The sequence below is a fragment of the Salinimicrobium catena genome, assembly GCF_900102915.1.
Taxonomy (GTDB): domain Bacteria; phylum Bacteroidota; class Bacteroidia; order Flavobacteriales; family Flavobacteriaceae; genus Salinimicrobium; species Salinimicrobium catena.
Genome location: NZ_FNGG01000002.1, coordinates 381,454 through 399,046 on the forward strand (window position 1 = coordinate 381,454; position 17,593 = coordinate 399,046).

At 41.9% G+C, this 17,593-nt stretch carries 13 protein-coding genes and 2 tRNA genes; 13 read left to right on the forward strand and 2 right to left on the reverse strand.

Going from position 1 to position 17,593, the window contains the following annotated elements:
• Positions 1 to 2: 2 nt before the first annotated feature.
• The 10 genes from BLS64_RS06265 to BLS64_RS06310 all read left to right on the forward strand — a co-directional run bounded on the left by BLS64_RS06265 (position 3) and on the right by BLS64_RS06310 (position 13,109).
• Positions 3 to 986 (forward strand): polysaccharide deacetylase family protein, encoded by a 984-nt coding sequence (locus tag BLS64_RS06265; RefSeq protein WP_093112655.1) that lies wholly within the window; start codon positions 3 to 5, stop codon positions 984 to 986.
• Positions 987 to 1,098: 112 nt separating this feature from the next.
• Positions 1,099 to 2,280 (forward strand): glycosyltransferase family 4 protein, encoded by a 1,182-nt coding sequence (locus tag BLS64_RS06270; RefSeq protein WP_093112656.1) that lies wholly within the window; start codon positions 1,099 to 1,101, stop codon positions 2,278 to 2,280.
• An 85-nt stretch (positions 2,281 to 2,365) separates the two neighbouring features.
• Positions 2,366 to 4,129, forward strand: coding sequence for an ABC transporter ATP-binding protein (locus BLS64_RS06275; protein ID WP_093112657.1), 1,764 nt, complete (start codon positions 2,366 to 2,368; stop codon positions 4,127 to 4,129).
• Between the two features lie 3 nt (positions 4,130 to 4,132).
• The gene (locus BLS64_RS06280) at positions 4,133 to 5,032 is read left to right on the forward strand and encodes a glycosyltransferase (protein ID WP_093112658.1); all 900 of its coding nucleotides are present in this window, start codon (positions 4,133 to 4,135) and stop codon (positions 5,030 to 5,032) included.
• Positions 5,033 to 5,382: 350 nt separating this feature from the next.
• Positions 5,383 to 5,988 carry a sugar transferase gene (locus BLS64_RS06285; RefSeq protein WP_093112659.1) on the forward strand — a complete coding sequence of 202 codons (606 nt, stop codon included), beginning with the start codon at positions 5,383 to 5,385 and terminating at the stop codon, positions 5,986 to 5,988.
• A gap of 38 nt (positions 5,989 to 6,026) precedes the next feature.
• Positions 6,027 to 6,689: an acetyltransferase gene (locus tag BLS64_RS06290; protein WP_093112660.1), complete on the forward strand. Its 663-nt coding sequence runs from the start codon at positions 6,027 to 6,029 to the stop codon at positions 6,687 to 6,689.
• A gap of 23 nt (positions 6,690 to 6,712) precedes the next feature.
• On the forward strand, positions 6,713 to 7,888 hold the full coding sequence (locus BLS64_RS06295; RefSeq protein ID WP_093112661.1) for a DegT/DnrJ/EryC1/StrS family aminotransferase: 1,176 nt from the start codon (positions 6,713 to 6,715) through the stop codon (positions 7,886 to 7,888).
• A 6-nt stretch (positions 7,889 to 7,894) separates the two neighbouring features.
• Positions 7,895 to 9,898: a polysaccharide biosynthesis protein gene (locus BLS64_RS06300; RefSeq protein WP_093112662.1), complete on the forward strand. Its 2,004-nt coding sequence runs from the start codon at positions 7,895 to 7,897 to the stop codon at positions 9,896 to 9,898.
• 52 nt (positions 9,899 to 9,950) lie between these two features.
• Positions 9,951 to 10,718: a polysaccharide biosynthesis/export family protein gene (locus tag BLS64_RS06305; RefSeq protein ID WP_093112663.1), complete on the forward strand. Its 768-nt coding sequence runs from the start codon at positions 9,951 to 9,953 to the stop codon at positions 10,716 to 10,718.
• A gap of 3 nt (positions 10,719 to 10,721) precedes the next feature.
• Positions 10,722 to 13,109: a GumC family protein gene (locus tag BLS64_RS06310; protein WP_093112664.1), complete on the forward strand. Its 2,388-nt coding sequence runs from the start codon at positions 10,722 to 10,724 to the stop codon at positions 13,107 to 13,109.
• On the opposite strand, the gene BLS64_RS06315 is transcribed toward BLS64_RS06310, so the two are convergent.
• On the reverse strand, positions 13,087 to 13,845 hold the full coding sequence (locus tag BLS64_RS06315) for a tyrosine-protein phosphatase (RefSeq protein ID WP_093112665.1): 759 nt from the start codon (positions 13,843 to 13,845) through the stop codon (positions 13,087 to 13,089). The two genes, BLS64_RS06310 and BLS64_RS06315, sit on opposite strands and share 23 nt — an antisense overlap.
• Positions 13,846 to 13,934: 89 nt before the next feature.
• Here BLS64_RS06315 and BLS64_RS06320 point away from each other — a divergent pair, with 89 nt between their 5' ends.
• Positions 13,935 to 15,275, forward strand: a complete 1,341-nt coding sequence (locus BLS64_RS06320; protein WP_093112666.1) for a capsule assembly Wzi family protein — start codon at positions 13,935 to 13,937, stop codon at positions 15,273 to 15,275.
• A 1-nt stretch (position 15,276) separates the two neighbouring features.
• Here BLS64_RS06320 and BLS64_RS06325 read toward each other — a convergent pair whose 3' ends face one another.
• Complete coding sequence (locus BLS64_RS06325) at positions 15,277 to 16,923, reverse strand: ABC1 kinase family protein (protein ID WP_093112667.1); 1,647 nt, start codon at positions 16,921 to 16,923, stop codon at positions 15,277 to 15,279.
• A 313-nt stretch (positions 16,924 to 17,236) separates the two neighbouring features.
• Here BLS64_RS06325 and BLS64_RS06330 point away from each other — a divergent pair.
• Positions 17,237 to 17,321: transfer RNA gene (locus BLS64_RS06330), tRNA-Ser, on the forward strand.
• Between the two features lie 84 nt (positions 17,322 to 17,405).
• Positions 17,406 to 17,480 (forward strand) — tRNA-Pro (locus tag BLS64_RS06335).
• Positions 17,481 to 17,593 lie beyond the last annotated feature (113 nt).

Below are 17,593 nucleotides of genomic sequence, written 5' to 3' on the forward strand. Positions count from 1 at the left end.
AAATGGAAAATGGGAAATTCGTTATCTCTCTTGATTTTGAACTCTTGTGGGGAGTTTTTGACAAGGTGCACCACGAGGAAAAGATTACCTATTTCAAAAATACCCGCCAGGTCATTCCCAGGATCCTTCAGCTTTTTTCAGAATTTGAGATCTCCTGTACCTGGGCGACTGTAGGGATGCTGTTTAACAGTAACTGGAACGAGTGGGAGTGTAACCGGCCCCAAAAATTACCGGCTTATATCAATTCAAAACTTTCTGCCTACAATTTTGGAAATTCAGTTAAAGCGAATGGAACCGAAGACCTCTGTTTTGCTCCTGATTTGGTGAGGCAGATCGCTGAAACTCCGGGACAGGAACTGGCAACGCATACTTATTCCCATTACTATTGTTCTGAAAAGGGACAAACTGTAGAGGCTTTTCAGGCCGATCTCCAGAAAGCCATAACTATGGCCGAAGCAATGGGAGTTGAACTGAAATCCCTGGTGTTTCCCCGAAATCAGCTTAATCCGGAGTACCTGAAAATTTGTAAACAACTGGGGATTGGAACCGTGAGATCAAACCCCGAGAACTGGTACTGGAAGGAGACGGAAGATTCCTCATTTCTGAAAAAGGTTTTTAGGACCGGGGATGCCTACTTCGGAAAAAAGGATAAAAGCTACCCTTATTCGGCCCTTAAACAGGAACCGGGGAGACCTATGGAGCAAAAGGCCAGCAGGCTTTTACGGCCCTATTCCGAAAATAGCTTTTTGAACCGGTTGAAGTTAAATCGAGTAAAAGCTGAAATGAAAACCGCGGCCATGAAGAAAGAGATCTACCATCTTTGGTGGCACCCGCATAACTTTGGAGAAAACCCTGAAAAGAACCTGGAGGATTTGAGGCAAATCCTGACTACCTATAAACAGCTGAACAGGGAATTCGGCTTTGAGTCGGTCAGCATGAAGGAGTTGTACGATCTACAGAGGCAGAAACAGCCGGAAATTGTTTAAGATAATCCTAAAATTTGGCCATTCTTCAGAAGAAGTGTGCCATTATCAATATTTTTGAGGAACTATCAAATTATGCGCTTTCCAATCATTTCAGCCGAAACCTATACGAACTATGAATAAATTGATCAGGGTCACTACGGTTCCTCTTTCTCTGGAAAAACTACTTGAAGGTCAGCTTAATTTCATGCAGGATCACTATCGCGTAACCGCAGTAGCTTCCGACGAGAAAAAATTGAAAAAACTGGGTGAAACAATAAAGGTGGATACCTTTTCGGTAGAAATGACCCGGGAAATAACTCCTGATAAAGACCTGAAGGCAGTGTGGCGGTTATACAGGTTCTTTAAAAAGGAAAAACCCCTAATTGTCCATACCCATACTCCCAAGGCGGGAATAGCTGGAATGTTGGCTGCAAAAATGGCCGGAGTGCCTATAAGGCTCCATACTGTAGCCGGCCTGCCCCTTTTGGAAGCTAAAGGAATGACCAGAAAGATCCTGGAGGTAGTGGAGAAGCTTACCTATGCTTCAGCCACCAGGGTGTATCCGAATTCCCAAAAAATTCATCAGTTTCTGGTACAGGAAAAATTCGCGCCTGCGGATAAACTTAAGGTCATAGGAAAGGGAAGTTCTAACGGTATTGACACGGCACATTTTGACCCGGCCATCTTTACAGAAGAAGCCAGCAGAGAGCAAAGAAAATCTCTTGGAATTCCAGAAGAGGATGTAGTCGTTGTCTTTGTGGGGCGGTTGGTAAAGGATAAAGGCATTAATGAACTGGTTGAGGCTTTTGAACCACTCAATCAAATGCATCCTCAAACATCCCTGCTGTTGGTGGGCCCTTTTGAACAGGAATTGGATCCCGTAAAAGAAACCACTCTCCAAAAAATAAAGAGTCACTCCAAAATATTCGAAGTGGGCTTTCAGGATGATGTAAGGCCGTTTTTCGCTTGTTCAGATGTATTGGCCTTCCCCAGTTACCGGGAAGGATTTCCAAACGTGGTGATGCAGGCAGGAGCCATGGGTTTACCGGCAATTGTGACCGATATCAATGGGTGTAATGAGATCATTGAAGAAGATAAGAACGGAACCCTTATTCCCGTTCGCGATAAAAATGCCCTTCTTAAAGCAATGAAGGAACTGGTAGCTAACGATTTCAAAAGAGAGAAATTAAGCAGGCTTTCCAGGATCACCATCAAAGAAAATTATGAGAGGAAAGGAGTATGGGAAGCCATCCTTAATGAATACAGGGAACTGGAAAAGGAGTACGAAAAGAATGTGATTCCTCAAACTACCTGAACCACAAGATGATGATTTGTCGGCTTTAATGTTAAAAACCTCTCGAATATTTGTAGATTTGAAAGACGTCGTGAATTTTTAATGAGTGAAAAATAACCTGCAGTACTTTTCCTATTTTTATAACTATCTGGGGTACAGGCTCCTTATCACCTTTTTCGTCAGCCTTTTTGTTGGCCTCTTAGATGGCGTTGGGCTTGCACTTTTCATACCTTTATTAAAACTGGTTGCGACTTCTGCCGAAGGTGCAGGAGAAGATCCGGTGAGTGAACTGGTAGTTAATTACCTTGAGATCCCGCCCACGCTTGTAAATATTCTGCTTTTGATCTTCGTCTTCTTTGCTTTAAAGGGAGTCGCGAAATTCCTCGAGGGTTTTGTGAGGGTGCGTTACCAGCAATACTTTATGCGCAAGATCAGGATCTCGAACATAGATCTTCTGAATTCTTATGATTATAAGAATTTTATAAAAGCTGATGTTGGGAGGATTCAGAATACATTTACCGGCGAAGTTGGAAAGGTAAACTCAGCCTTCAGGTTTTATTTTAAGGCTTTTCAATACGGGGTGCTTGTAGTGGTTTATGTAAGTATGGCATTTTTCGCTGATCCTTTGTTTTCTCTAATGGTGGTCACAGGTGGAATACTTACTAATTTTCTGTTCACTTTTTTGTATAAAAGAACAAAATATCTTTCCCGAAAATTGACTTCCGAAAATCATATTTTTCAGGACCTTTTGATCCAGAAAGTAGCTTTTTTTAAGTATTTAAAAACCACCGGATTAAACATACCTTACAGTAAAAAATTGAAGCGGAACATCCGTTCTTTGGAAGGTTTGCAGCGGAAGATCGGGATCATTGATTCTATGCTTGCAGCACTCCGAGAGCCTGTGGTGGTGCTCATAATTGTGGTGGCGATCTACCTGCAGGTAGTGTTTTTTGACCAAAACGTTGGCTTGATCCTGTTGAGCCTTTTGCTGCTCTACCGGGCCCTTACCTTTTTTATGGCCATGCAGGAGCAGTGGAATTTCTTCCTGGGAGTATCCGGTTCTATGGAGAACATGGAGAAATTTTCAGAAGAATTAAAAGTCGGAAGGGAATCAAGTGGAAGTCAAATTTTTCAAGGATTACGCGATAAAATACGATTAGATCATGTTTCCTTTCAGTATGACAGCAAAGAAGTGCTCAAGGATATTGAGCTCGAGATCCGGAAGAACGAGACAGTTGCCCTGGTAGGGGAAAGCGGTTCGGGGAAATCAACTTTGATCGGCATCATTTCCGGATTGTTGAAACCTTCAAAAGGAAACTATTTTATTGACAAGCAGAATGTGTCAGAACTCGAAAATACCTCTCTTAGCCGCCACATAGGTTATGTGTCTCAGGATGTGAATATTTTTAATGACACTATCTATAATAATGTCACTTTTTGGGCTGAAGACACTTCTGAAAACCGGGAAAAATTTAAGCAAGCTGTCGAAAAGGCTGCCATCTACAATTTTATAAAAGGACTTCCTAAAGAAGAAGAAACATTCCTTGGAAATAACGGCATCAATTTGAGTGGTGGTCAAAAACAACGACTGGCCATAGCCCGTGAACTCTTCAAGAAAGTGGACCTTTTGCTGCTTGACGAGGCAACTTCGGCCCTTGATGGAGAAACCGAAGCCACCATTCAGCAGAACATTGACCGGTTAAAAGGACAAATGACTATCATTATTATTGCTCACAGGCTGGCTACCATTAAAAGCGCCGATAGGATCGTGGTCCTGAAAAACGGGAAGATCCAAGCAATGGGTTCCTATAAGGAGCTTATGACCGATTCTGAAGTTTTTCAGGAAATGATAGAATTTCAAAACCTGTAGCAAATGAAGAACTCCGAATTTGCTGCTTTTGTGATGACCTATGAGCGCCCGGAAACGCTTCTGAAGACTATCAGGAATCTCCAGGAACAGACCTTTCCACCAGCTTTTATTTATATTATTGACAATAGTGAAACTAAAGCTACCCGTCTTGCCGTGGAAGAAATGGCCGGGGAAGATGTTGGCTACTATAGAGTTGGTTATAATTCAGGTCCGGCGGGAGCTGCAAGAATTGGTTTGAAAGTACTGGCCAACCGGGGCTACAAATGGATCTACTGGGGAGATGATGATGATCCGCCCTTTGAAAAATGGGTCTTTGAAGAGCAATTCAGGGTTCTTGAAAATTTGGAAGATGTTCAGAAAGTAGGAATATTAGGAGGTAAGGGTGGAAGACTCAACAGGACCACTGGCAGGATAAATACCTTTTCAAATCATGAATTGGAAGAGCAGCCAATTCTGGAAGTCGACTCTGTGCCTGGTGGAGGATCTATGCTGGTAAACGCACGAGTGGTTCGCGAAGAGATCCTTCCAGATAAAAAACTATTCTTTGGTTTTGAGGAATTTGATTTCTGTCTGAAAGTGAAGAAAAACGGTTACAGAGTTTTGGCTAATGCTGAAATTTGGTTGAAAGAAAATTCTAAAGCTGGCTTTAATAATAAAGATTTTAAGTGGAAGGCCTCCAACTTCGGAAAAAGGGAGGTTCTTTGGCGCGATTACTACAGTACCCGAAACCTCCTTTACATCTACTTTAAAAATCACTTTTACAAAGCCTTCCTTTTTATCCTTGTCAAATCGATCCTCAAATCCTTTGCCGGCTGGAGATATGGATGGAATTACGGGAGAAAGAATTTCAGCTTGCAATGGCGTGGTATTCTACATTTCCTTGCCGGGCGGTTTGGCAGGTAGATTCGAAGAAACTTTCAATTTTTTAGGTGTATACCACAAAGAACATTTTCAGTAGAACCAGGACGGGTTCGTAAAACCTGCAGGCCAAATTTTTAGTGTTATAAGAAATTTAACTTTTAAGAAGTAGGCATTAACAATTGATGATGGTGTGGTAGGTGTAGGAAGGACTTCAGAAGAAAAAGGGAAGCAACACAAAAAGAATAAGATAAGAGGCTCATTTAAGATTATTTTAGTAAGTATAATCCTCTGAAAATAAGCTTGTAATGAGCGGAAATCTTCACTACTATTTAACAAAACTTTACGTGGGGGCATCGTAAGAAAACCCTTAGTTTTGTCTTAAACCAAAAAACGTGTACCGGAATTTTTTCAAGCCCCTCATTGATTTTTTAGTAGCACTTATGGCATTTATCATTTTTCTGCCGGTGTTTGTTTTAGTTACTCTGGTATTATGGATCGTATATAAAGACAATCCGTTTTTCCTACAAGTGAGACCGGGGAAGAATGCAAAACTGTTCAGGATCATAAAGTTCAAGACCATGTCTAATGCTAAAGACAATAAAGGGAATCTTTTACCAGATTCTGAGCGGCTCACCGGGGTGGGAAGTTTTATAAGAAAAACCTCCCTTGATGAAATTCCCCAGTTGTTGAATGTCTTAAAAGGGGATATGAGCTTAGTGGGGCCGCGCCCTCTTTTACCTGAATATCTTGAAATGTTCAATTCGTTTGAAAAGCAAAGACATTTGGTAAGACCGGGCATTACAGGCTGGGCGGCAGTGAATGGAAGAAATGCCATAAGCTGGAAAAAGAAGTTTGAATATGATGTGTGGTATGTGAAGAACGTTTCCTTTTTACTCGATCTAAAGATCATAGGAAGGACCGTTTTGAAAGTAGTGAAATCGGAAGGCGTTAACATGGAGAATGTAGCCACCACAGAACCTTACAACGGACATAATTAATCATTTCTGAATCAAATAAATTCCATCTGATCGGCAGTATGAAAAAAATAGTAGTGATAGGGGCGTCAGATCAAAGCCGTTGTACGATTGATGTAATTGAACAGGAAAAAAAATATGAGATCTATGGTATTCTTGATAAGAAACTGGAGCAAGGAACCACTTTTGAAGGTTATCCGGTTCTTGGATACTTAGAGAATATAAGAGAACTAATAGAGGACAATGGGGTTTATGGCGGAATTGTGGCTATAGGAGACAACTTTACCAGATATAAGGTGGTGAAATCGATCCTGGAGCTACGTCCGGAATTCAATTTTGTAAATGCCATACATCCCTCGGTGATCATTGGAAAGAAAGTACGAATAGGAGAGGGGAACCTGATCATGCCAGGAGTGATCCTGAATAACAATTCCAGTGTGGGAGATCACTGTATACTGTTGACCAGGTCCTCTTTAGATCATGATTCAAATCTGGGAGATTATTCCAGTTTTAGCCCGGGAGTGACAACCGGTGGAAGAGTGAACGTGGGAAATTGTTCTGTAATAGGAATAGGTGCCAATATCCTGCACAGCAAAAGTGTAGGGAACCATTGTGTGATTGGAGGTGGGGCTTTGATCAATAAAGATATTGAGGATAACTCCGTAGCTTACGGAGTTCCTGCACGAATTGTTAAAAAGAGAAAGAAGAGTGAAAAATATCTGTAATTTTCAAATATAGATACATGTCAATGAACCAGCCAAAAATATGGCTTTCTTCTCCTCATATGGGGGGCAGTGAGCAGAAATATATCAACCAGGCATTTGATCAGAACTGGATAGCTCCTTTGGGGCCAAACGTAAATGGTTTTGAAGAAGATCTGAAAAAGTATCTTTTTTCTACTGGTCATGGTAGTAAAGAAAATTCAATTGCGGCTTTGAGTTCGGGCACAGCCGCGCTTCACCTGGCTCTTATCCTGCTTGGAGTAGAAAGAGGGGATGAAGTGCTTTGTCAAAGCCTTACATTCGCAGCTTCTGCGAATCCTATCGTCTACCAGGGAGCGACACCTGTTTTTGTGGATAGTGAAGCCGAAACTCTAAATATATCACCTGAACATCTTGAAGAGGCGATCTGTTCTAGAATAACTAAAGGAAAAAAACCGAAAGCCTTGATCGCGGTACATCTCTATGGAATGCCATATAAAGTGGAGGAGATCCATTCCATAGCTGCCAAGTACGAAATTCCGGTCATAGAAGACAGTGCAGAGGCTTTAGGAAGTACTTATAACGGTCAGAAATGTGGAACTTTTGGAGATCTGGCCATACTCTCCTTCAACGGGAATAAGATCATTACCACTTCGGGAGGTGGTGCGCTGGTGACCCGAACTGCAGAAATGAAAGAAAAAGCTGTTTTCCTGGCCACGCAAGCCCGAGATGTAGCGCCACATTACCAGCACAGTCACATTGGTTATAACTACCGAATGAGTAACATTTGTGCGGGAATTGGCCGGGGACAAATGGAAGTGCTTGATGATCATGTAGCAAAACGTCGGGAAATGCATCAGTTTTATCAGGATTTTTTCATAAATTCCGATAATGTGAAAGTTTTTTCTGAACCTGATGAGAATATTTTCTCTAATCACTGGTTGACGATCATCGAGTTGAGCGGAAAAAATTCACTCACGAGTGAAGCTTTAAGAAAACATCTTGAAAAAGAAAATATTGAAAGCCGACCTTTATGGAAACCAATGCATTTGCAGCCCGTTTTTAAAGACGCGCCGTTTTACGGTAGCGGGATAGCTTCCGCAGCATTCGAACGCGGACTTTGCCTTCCTTCAGGATCGAACCTGAGGGAAGCCGAAAAAGAAAGAATAGCTAATGCATTAAAAGGCTTTTTTGAAGAGAAGAAAGAAAAGCTGGAAATCTAACTAAGAATGGGAAGAGGACTTAATTCAGCCATACAACAAATTTTAGCACAGGAGAACAGGCTTGATATTCGAAATATCAAATACCTGCCCCGCTGGGCCATTTTAGCCATAGATGTTTCAATAATTGTATTGTCGGCATACCTCACAGTATTGGCTTTAGAGGATCTTACCGAAAGGTTTTATGATACTTTAAGCCAACCGGTAAGAATGTCATTGGTCGTACTTGTGAACATCCTTTATTTCTTTGTGTTCCACACTTATGCGGGGCTCATTAGGCATTCCTCCTTCCTTGATGCATTGAAGATCATGCTGGCCTGCTTCTGTACCTTTGTAACTCTGCTGTTCATTAATTACGCCACTTATGCAGTGGTGGGTGAAAAGATATACCTGGTTGCCGGCCTTATTTTTTACTTCCTCATTTCGTTTTCCTTGTTGTTCCTTTTTAGGCTGAGTGTAAAACAGGTGTATGAATATTTCAAACGAACTCAGGAGAACGGTAACCTTCAAAATGCAGTGATCTTTGGAGCTGATGAGAATGCGATTTCCATTGCAGGAGCTCTTGAGATCGAACATCCGAAAAGGTTTCTTATTAAAGGGTTTATCACGAATGATAGCTCCCGGGGAAATGTTCGTATTCTGGATAAACCCGTGGTTCATAACGGAGGTAAGACCAGCAAGGAAATAGATGCGTTGGGTGCTTCTGCTTTGATACTTTCGGGAAATACTCTTACTGCGGAAGAAAAATATGCCATAGTTGAAGATTGTCTCGAACACAATATTCAGGTGTTTAATGCGCCTATTGTCTCGAACTATGAAGATGAAAAAGCATTATCCAATAAGGTTAAGTCTCTTCAGATCGAAGATCTTTTAGACAGAGAACCTATTTTGCTAAACAAAGAGAATAAGAGACAACAGTTGACCGGAAAGACCATTCTTGTCACTGGTGGAGCGGGCTCAATAGGTAGCGAGATAGTAAGGCAGGTAGCAGATTACAAACCGAAAAAACTACTTATCCTTGACCAGGCAGAAACACCACTACACAACCTGCGTCTGGAGATAGAAGCAAAATTCCCTGAGCTTAACTTCAAGTGTATCATCTGTGATGTCGGGAACAGGAACAGGTTGGACCTGTTACTGAAAAAATCTAGAATCGATGTGATCTATCATGCTGCTGCTTACAAACATGTACCCCTGATGGAAGAAAATCCACATGAGGCCGTGTTCGTAAATGTGCAGGGAACAAAGAATTTGGCAGATATGGCAGTAAAACATGGAGTAGGTCATTTCGTGATGGTTTCAACAGATAAAGCTGTCAATCCAAGTAATGTAATGGGGGCTTCAAAAAGGGCTGCAGAAATGTATGTACAGTCTCTTTTCCACAGTTTTGCAGGTAATGATATGAGAACTAAATTCATTACCACCCGTTTTGGAAACGTATTAGGATCGAACGGTTCTGTAGTACCTCTCTTCAGAAAGCAAATAGAAAAAGGGGGGCCCGTTACCATTACTCATCCAGATATTATCAGGTATTTCATGACCATCCCCGAAGCCTGTCAGCTGGTTTTGGAAGCCGGGGCTATGGGTAAAGGAGGAGAGATATTCATTTTTGACATGGGAGAACCGGTAAAGATCATGGACCTTGCAATCAAAATGATAAAACTTGCAGGTTTTACACCTAATAAACATATAGGGATCAAAATCACCGGGTTAAGACCTGGTGAAAAGCTCTATGAAGAGCTGTTGAGTGATAAGAGCAAAACCCTGCCCACTCACCACAAGAAGATCATGATCGCCCAGGATCAGCCGGGAGATTTTGAAAAGATCAAATATTCCGTGGAAATGATCATAGAAGCGGCCAATGGGCTTAAAGCACAACAGGTGGTAGGCCATTTAAAGAACCTGATCCCGGAATTTAAAAGTAACAACTCCACGTTCGAGATTTTGGACAAGGAGTCTGCTGAAGATATAGATGATGAACCGAATGAAATTACTCATAAAAAAATAAGTTAGAAACATGCGATTTTGGGGAATAAGTTAAGCCTCAACTCGTTTAAACCATAATATGAAGAAATTCCTATTAATAGTTATTGGCCTCCTAATCTTCTCAAGTTGTTCCACCCGTAAAGAGATCGTTTATTTTCAGGATATCGAAAGAATTCAAAATTTCGATTCCCTCAGGAAATTTGAACCCCGTATAGAGATAAATGATGTGCTGAGCATCAATGTCTCTTCTATGAACGATGAAGTTGTAGAACCTTTCAGAATGGATATGGGAGGACAGTCTGGAAATCGCGGTGGCAGTTCGGGCAGTAATAATGCCTCAATGTATGGCTATTTGGTAGATACCGAAGGAAACATTCAATTTCCCGTACTTGGTGAGATCAGTGTGATCAACCAAACCCGGGGCCAGTTGGAAGATTATTTGACCCGCCGGTTAAGAGAATATGTGACAGATGCAGTCGTAAGGGTGAGGATCATTAACTTTAAAATCACAGTTTTGGGTGAAACCGGGAGCAGTGTCATTGATGTACCCGATGAAAGGATATCGGTGCCACAGGCAATAGCCATGGCAGGGGATATTACTTATGACGGAAAGAGGGATAATATTCTCGTGATAAGGGATCATAATGGCAAACTTACCTATGGAAGGGTTGATCTTACTAGTGCAGATATATTCAAAAATCCTTACTACTATTTAAAGCAGAACGATATCGTTTATATCGAACCAACCTATAGAAAAGTGAAATCTGCCGGTTTTATAACCAGCTGGCAAGGTATAGTGTCTATCGTCACTACAGCTTTTAGTTTAATTGTACTTTTCACAAGATAGTTTATGGAAGAATTACAAGACTTTTCAGAAAAGAAAGATTCGGGTCTTGATCTGAAAGCCGAAATATATAAGTACCTGAAATACTGGTACTGGCTTGTTATTGGATGTCTGTTAGGATTGGCCGTAGCTTATTTATATAATCGCTATACCATTCCTGAATATGCGACCGAGGCTTCTATGATGATCCTTAGCAAGGAAGACAACAATGTGGTGGGAGCGTTACCTTCTGGAGGATCTTCTGTGCTGTCCCTGCAGCAGAATACCCTCGATAACCAGATCGAAACTTTAAAATCCAAAAGGCTGGTAGAAAAAGTGGTGGATGAACTGGATCTGAATATTTCCTATTTTATTGAAGGAAAGGTGATTGCTGTCGAAGTCTATAAAAATCCACCAGTTGAAATAGAATTTCTTTCACCTGAAAAGGTGGTACATGAATCCTATCTTGATATCTTCATTACTCCAAGATCAGGTGAGACCTATACTCTCGTTGAAGAAGAGAGCCAGTACTCAAAGGTCCACCGCTATGGGGAGCCGGTTGAGTTGAATGGAGTTGAATTCACGATTTCCCCTAAAAAAGAGGAAAGGAGCTTTTCAAACACGGTTAATATCAAGGTACAGCCATTGAGATATGTGGCGAATGATTATGTGTACCGAATGAATATCTTTCCTAAAGGAGCAGCTAACGATATTCTTTCTCTTTATGTCACCGGACCGGTTCCTGAAAAATCCCAGGATTTTTTGAACTCCCTAATGTTCCACTTTAATGCGGATGGAGTAGCAGATAAACGTCAGGTAGCAGAGAATACTGCTGCCTTTATTCAGGAGCGCCTGGAGATCATTTCCGGGGAATTGGATTCTGTTGAAGGTGGCATAGCAGAATTTAAGCGGGAGAACCGCATTATGGATATAAGCAGTAGCGCAGGTAAATACATGGCAAAATCCTCTCAGGCTGAACAAAAGATCTTTGAACTGGAAACACAGTTGATGATCCTTAATGCGCTAAAGGAGACTCTTACCTCTGCAAAACCTTACAGGTTGCTACCTACCGATATGCAAGCTGCAGACGGGGGAGTTTCATCACTAATAACACAGTACAACATCCTGGTCCTGGAAAGGAATGCCTATCTAAAAACCTCCACCACTAAAAATCCCCTGGTAGAAGGTATTACAGAGGAGCTTGATGCTCTTAAAGATAATCTGCTTGACAATATTGAAACCAGCAAACAATCTATCAATATTCAGCTGAGAGAGTTGAATCAGCTGGATAGGCAGGCAGAAGGGCAGTTCAGCACTTTCCCTGGGCTGGAAAAAGGGATAAGGACCATTGAACGCCAGCAACAAATTAAAGAACAGCTTTATTTGTTCCTTTTACAGCGGAGGGAAGAATCGGCTATTTCTTTTGCGGCTACAGGGCCTGTAGCTAAGGTTATTGATCCCGCATTTACATATAACAATCCGGTGGATCCAGAGCCATGGTTGATCCTGACGGGAGGAGGTGTCATTGGCTTCATAATTCCGCTTTTGATCATTTTTGGTGTGAACTTTTTGGATACTAAGGTACACCATAAAGGAGATCTCAAACCTTTGACAGATCAAATCCCGTTCTTAGGAGAAATTCCTAAAGTAGCGAGCGATCAGAATGAGGTGATCCAGGTCAACGATCGTTCTCCTTTGGCAGAATCCTTCCGGATATTAAGAACCAATTTGGCTTACTTCGTGCAGTCGAGGAACCGGGAAAAAGCCGAGGTGATCTTTGTGACCTCGACCATCAAAGGGGAAGGAAAAACCTTTGTTTCCTTTAATCTGGCAAGGACGCTTGCCAGTACGAACAAAAAGATCCTGCTTATAGGAGCCGATATTAGAAATCCAAAGCTTCAGAAGTATTCTGAAGAAAAGATCGATTCAAAAGGTCTATCAGATTATCTGTATGACTATGACACAAGGTCTGCAGACATCATTAATGAAACCCAGCAGGACGGAATTCCGGTAGATGTGATCTTTTCAGGAGCCATTCCGCCAAACCCGGCAGAACTGCTTATGAATGACAGGTTGAAAAAACTACTTAGGGAAGAGGAGATGAACTATGATTACATTATCGTGGATACCGCGCCCACTATGATAGTTACTGATACTCTGTTGATTAGCCCACTCGCAGATACTACTATCTACGTGACCCGTGCAGGGTATACCGACAAAAAGTTACTCGAATTCCCCAGAGACCTGAAGGAACAAGGAAAACTGCAGAAAGTAACTGTTGTGCTCAATGATGTTGACTACAAGAAGTTCTCTTACGGAGGAAAATACGGATATGCCTACGGCTACGGTTACGGTTACGGCGTAGACGAAGAAAAAGGTTTAAAGAAATATTTTACCCGGAAAAAGCAGGCATAAAGGTGTTCCTGGTACTTTCAATAATGGGCTTTAACTGGTTAAACCTCTTTTCCGGAATTTTTGCGGCAGAGAGTTTTTCCAGGTGTCTTAGCTGGTGTGTATCGGTACCAATAAAGTCTATCATGCCGTTGTCTAGCAGCGAGAAAGCGGCAGCCTGGATGTTGCTTCCGTAGTGGCCGATGAGACTAAGGATATTGAGTTGGAAGGAGCATCCGCGGTGCTTCATTTCCTCGTACTTCTCCAGCTTTTTTGAGTGAAAGTACGCGTAGCGCTCAGGGTGGGCGAGCACCGGTCTGTATTTTTTGGTCTGCAGTGTGAACAGGATCTCATTGAGATTGATGGGGGGCTGAAAATAAGACATCTCAACCAGGACGTAGTTCTGGTGAAGACACAGGAGATCACCTTTTTCCATAGTCTCCATAAAGGCATGATCCATCATGTATTCGGCGGCGGCTTTGACCTGCACATTGGTTTTTCCCGTGCTTTCCAAAGCTTCCTTTAATTTATGAAGGGCGGCATCCACCGTTTCGGGATCATTGGGATAATAATCGTTCATGATATGAGGAGTAGCGATGAAATTATGGACTCCCATCTCCTCAAATTTATTGATGAGCTCAAGGGAGTTTTTTACCTCTGCCGCGCCGTCGTCGATCCCCGGCAGAATGTGGTTGTGAATATCGATATATCCTTCAAGAAGGTCTTGGAGGTAGAACTTTTTCTTAAAAATGGATAACATTTATAGTAAACTTTTATAGTGTAAAATTACTGATTTTATATTTCCTCAAAATGAATATTGAGTTTATTATCTTATAGAAATGATCATCTATGGTGAAAAGATTACCCCTACTTTTTTTAATTTTTTATACAAGCCTGCAGGCACAGTATTTTGATTATTCTGCTTCTGCGGTTCTTCAGGGAATCTATTCTTCAAAAGAAGAATCTCCTTTCTGGATGCACAGCAATACCAGGGGCAGAATTGACGAAGCAACAACCCTTGCCGGTTGGTCTAACGTTTCTGCCCGCTACTTTATTACCCCTGACTCATATTTGGATGCCGGAATAGGAGGTGCCTATCAAAACGGATATAATAATGAGTTTTGGCTGGACGAATATTATGTTAGCTTTGAAAATGACCAATACCATGCTTTTATAGGGAGGAAACAGAAAAAAGAAATTTATAATGGTTTAAGTGCGACCAACAGCAATATTCTCTGGTCTCTACATGCTCGTCCTGTGCCCGGTGTAGGTTTTGAGATCAAAAAGCCCATTACGTTTTGGAAGGAGGGAGGATTAGGTTTTAAAGCATCCTGGGAAGAATATATCACAGATGATGAACGCTATGTAGATAACCTTAAAATCCATCATAAAAGCTTTCATTTTGTTTTTACCAAGATCAGAAACATAGAGTTGGTCTTTGGCCTGCAGCATTTTGCCCAATGGGGCGGAATTTCTCCCGATTATGGGCGTTTACCGCAGACCTTCCATGATTACCTCAATGTGTGGGTGGGAAAAGAAGGCAAGGATGATGTGCAGGGAGAGGAAGCCAATGCCCTGGGAAACCATCTTGGGAGTTATGAGGTTTATCTCAACACTTCATTCTCACATTATGATGTACAGCTGATCTATAATACCATTTTTGAAGATAATTCAGGCAGGGTTCTGGGTAATACGCCCGATGGTCGCTTCGGGATCTATATTGAAGACCGGGATGATGAGATCAAGTGGATCACGGCTTTAATGTATGAGTTTTACTATACACGGGATCAAAGTAAAAACACTCCGACGGGCGACGGAAAGGACAATTATTTTAATAATAACCTCTATCGCTCGGGCTGGACCTATGAAAATCGCATTTTAGGAGCTCCGTTCTTCTTGTTAGATGATGAAAGATTCAGAATTGACAATAACACCTTTTATGTCCATCATGTTGGATTGGCTGGAACAGCCTTTTTCAACTATCCCTACAGGTTTTTAGGGAGTTACCGTATGAATTACGGAGTAAAAGGAGGGCAGGAAAATCCCATCAGTAAGATACTTTCAACGTATTTAGATATAAGATTATGGGAGAGGTTTTTTACAATTAATCTACAGGCAGGGGTAGATGTGGATCTCCTTGATCAAACCACTCTGGGAGCAGGCATAAAGTTGAGTAAAAAATTCTTCTAGCTTACTCATCCCTAAAGAGAATAGTATAACTGAGATAGATTCCCCCCATTGCTGCCAGAAGGAAAAAAATTATCGCTAAACCCGGGTACCCAAAGATCATAAAAGCAGAAGGGACACTCATCAACATGGCAGCCCCAATGATCATTGCCGCTATGATAAGCCCTAAAGTGATCCTGTTGGCCACTTTTTGAAAACCATCTGTAAACCTTTTCTCATCTATCGCGTCAATGACTATTTTAAAGTCGTTATTGGCGAGATTTTCGGTGATCTTATTTACCCTTTCAGGCAGATGACCTATCAGATTCTTGGATTCCAGCAAGACAGAGAACAATTCTTCAGGAGCCAGTTCCTTCACCATCTTGTTCTGCATCAGTTTTTTCATGTAGTTCTTTACAGCTTCCCGAAGGTCATATTCGGGGGCAAGAAAAGCGATGATCTGGTCCATGTTCAACAGGATCTTCCCCAGGATATTTACGTCAACAGGCAGGTGAATGCCATTTTTGGCTGCGCTGCGGTTCATTTGAATGAGTAGTTTCCCCGTTTGCATGTCTTTTGCAGTAGTGTTCCTGCTATCCTCTACCATTATGGAGATCTGCCTTCTAAATTCTTTTTCTGAAGCATCCAGCTGCCTTTCACTCATGTCAAGAAGAATGTCTGCGATCTCTTCTCCATCATTTTTGCTTAAAGCGAGCAACAAACGCAGCAGATGTTCCTGCATCTTTCTGGAAAACTTGGCAACCATCCCCAGATCGATCAGGGCGATCTTATCATTTTCCAAGAGATGAATGTTACCGGGATGTGGGTCAGCATGAACAAAACCGTCAGCTACGATTTGTTTGAGGTAGGCTTCAACCAGTTCATCAACCAATGGGGTATAATCTGTTTCTGTCTTTTTCAAAGGATTGACACTTGTGATCTTGGTGCCTTTGACATATTCCATGGTGAGCACCTTTGAAGTGGTATAATCCGGAATGGGTTGTGGCACAATAAGACGTCTGTACTCCTTCAGGTTTGTTCCAAGATTTATGAGATTATTGGCTTCCCTAAGATAATCCAGCTCCTGCAGCATGATCCGCTTAAGTTCAGAAAGTACATCTTTGAAACCGTACTGTTTGCCAACCTGCGTATGTTTGACGGCCAGGGCAGCGACTTCCTCCAGGGTATTAAGATCATCAAGGAATTTTTTCCGGATTCCCGGGCGTTGCACTTTAACTGCCACTGTCTTTCCCGATCTAAGTTCAGCTTTATGCACCTGGCCTATGGAGGCGCTTGCGAGGGGTTCTTCGTCAAAAGAATTAAAAGCCTTAGATATTTTGGTTCCAATTTCATGCTCCACTATTTCTTCAACCTCTTCGTAGGGAATAGGGGGCAGGTCATCCTGAAGGCTTGCGAGTGCCTGCAGATACCTGTCGGGAAGAAGATCGGGGCGGGTGGAAAGAAGCTGCCCCAGTTTGACGTAGGTAGGCCCCATTTTCTTCAGGTCCTCCACAAGTTCTTCGGGAGTTTGCTCATAATCAGAAAAGTTCCTTGCCGTTTCTTCCTCCATGGCATGGGAGGTGGTTTCATTCAAAAGGTCGCTGTTCCAGTATTTGAGCATGAAACTGAGGAATTTTTGGTAGCGCTCAAGATTTTCGGGTAGAAGAGACATAACTTTTGGTTAGATTTTGCACTTTGACTACCTAAGTTAATTAATTCAGGATTATCTCTTAAGTATTCTCCTACTTAATACGGCAGATTTTAGGAAACTTTGTGATTCTGCTGAAGTGGTCTCTTTTTCTTCCGTGGGGTTAAAGAGCCCATGGCTAATATAAAACGGAAGGATTTATTTTAGAAATATAACATTCTGAAGCAAAATAGCTTGGGAAAAAGTCAGCGAAAAAAGGCAGAAAAGGTTTGCACAAAAGTATCTGATAACATACATTTGCAACCGCAAAATAATTGCAAGTTCATATTTTTTTAAAGGAGAGTTGCCAGAGTGGTTAATGGAGCAGTTTGCTAAACTGTCGACGAGCAATTGTCGCGTGAGTTCGAATCTCACACTCTCCGCGATAGATTCAGTATTCTGAATTCAATATTCAAAAATTGAAATTTGGATGTTGATTATTTAAACTTATCAGCTTAAGCTGATCTCGGGGTGTAGCGTAGCCCGGTTATCGCGCCTGCTTTGGGAGCAGGAGGCCGCAGGTTCGAATCCTGCCACCCCGACTTAAAAAAGGTTCCGTATGTTAATGCGGAGCCTTTTTATTTTTTACAAAATAATAATGCCGCAGGTTCCCCCGATGCTTCGGGGCTGCCACCCCGACTTAAAAAAGGTTCCG

Bases quoted from the DNA above. Each gene is read 5' to 3' on its own strand.
- BLS64_RS06265 (WP_093112655.1), top strand. From the start codon at position 3: ATGGAAAATGGGAAATTCGTTATCTCTCTTGATTTTGAACTCTTGTGG.
- BLS64_RS06270 (WP_093112656.1), top strand. From the start codon at position 1,099: ATGAATAAATTGATCAGGGTCACTACGGTTCCTCTTTCTCTGGAAAAA.
- BLS64_RS06280 (WP_093112658.1), top strand. From the start codon at position 4,133: ATGAAGAACTCCGAATTTGCTGCTTTTGTGATGACCTATGAGCGCCCG.
- BLS64_RS06290 (WP_093112660.1), top strand. From the start codon at position 6,027: ATGAAAAAAATAGTAGTGATAGGGGCGTCAGATCAAAGCCGTTGTACG.
- BLS64_RS06295 (WP_093112661.1), top strand. From the start codon at position 6,713: ATGAACCAGCCAAAAATATGGCTTTCTTCTCCTCATATGGGGGGCAGT.
- BLS64_RS06300 (WP_093112662.1), top strand. From the start codon at position 7,895: ATGGGAAGAGGACTTAATTCAGCCATACAACAAATTTTAGCACAGGAG.
- BLS64_RS06305 (WP_093112663.1), top strand. From the start codon at position 9,951: ATGAAGAAATTCCTATTAATAGTTATTGGCCTCCTAATCTTCTCAAGT.
- BLS64_RS06310 (WP_093112664.1), top strand. From the start codon at position 10,722: ATGGAAGAATTACAAGACTTTTCAGAAAAGAAAGATTCGGGTCTTGAT.
- BLS64_RS06315 (WP_093112665.1), bottom strand. From the start codon at position 13,845: ATGTTATCCATTTTTAAGAAAAAGTTCTACCTCCAAGACCTTCTTGAA.
- BLS64_RS06320 (WP_093112666.1), top strand. From the start codon at position 13,935: ATGGTGAAAAGATTACCCCTACTTTTTTTAATTTTTTATACAAGCCTG.
- BLS64_RS06325 (WP_093112667.1), bottom strand. From the start codon at position 16,923: ATGTCTCTTCTACCCGAAAATCTTGAGCGCTACCAAAAATTCCTCAGT.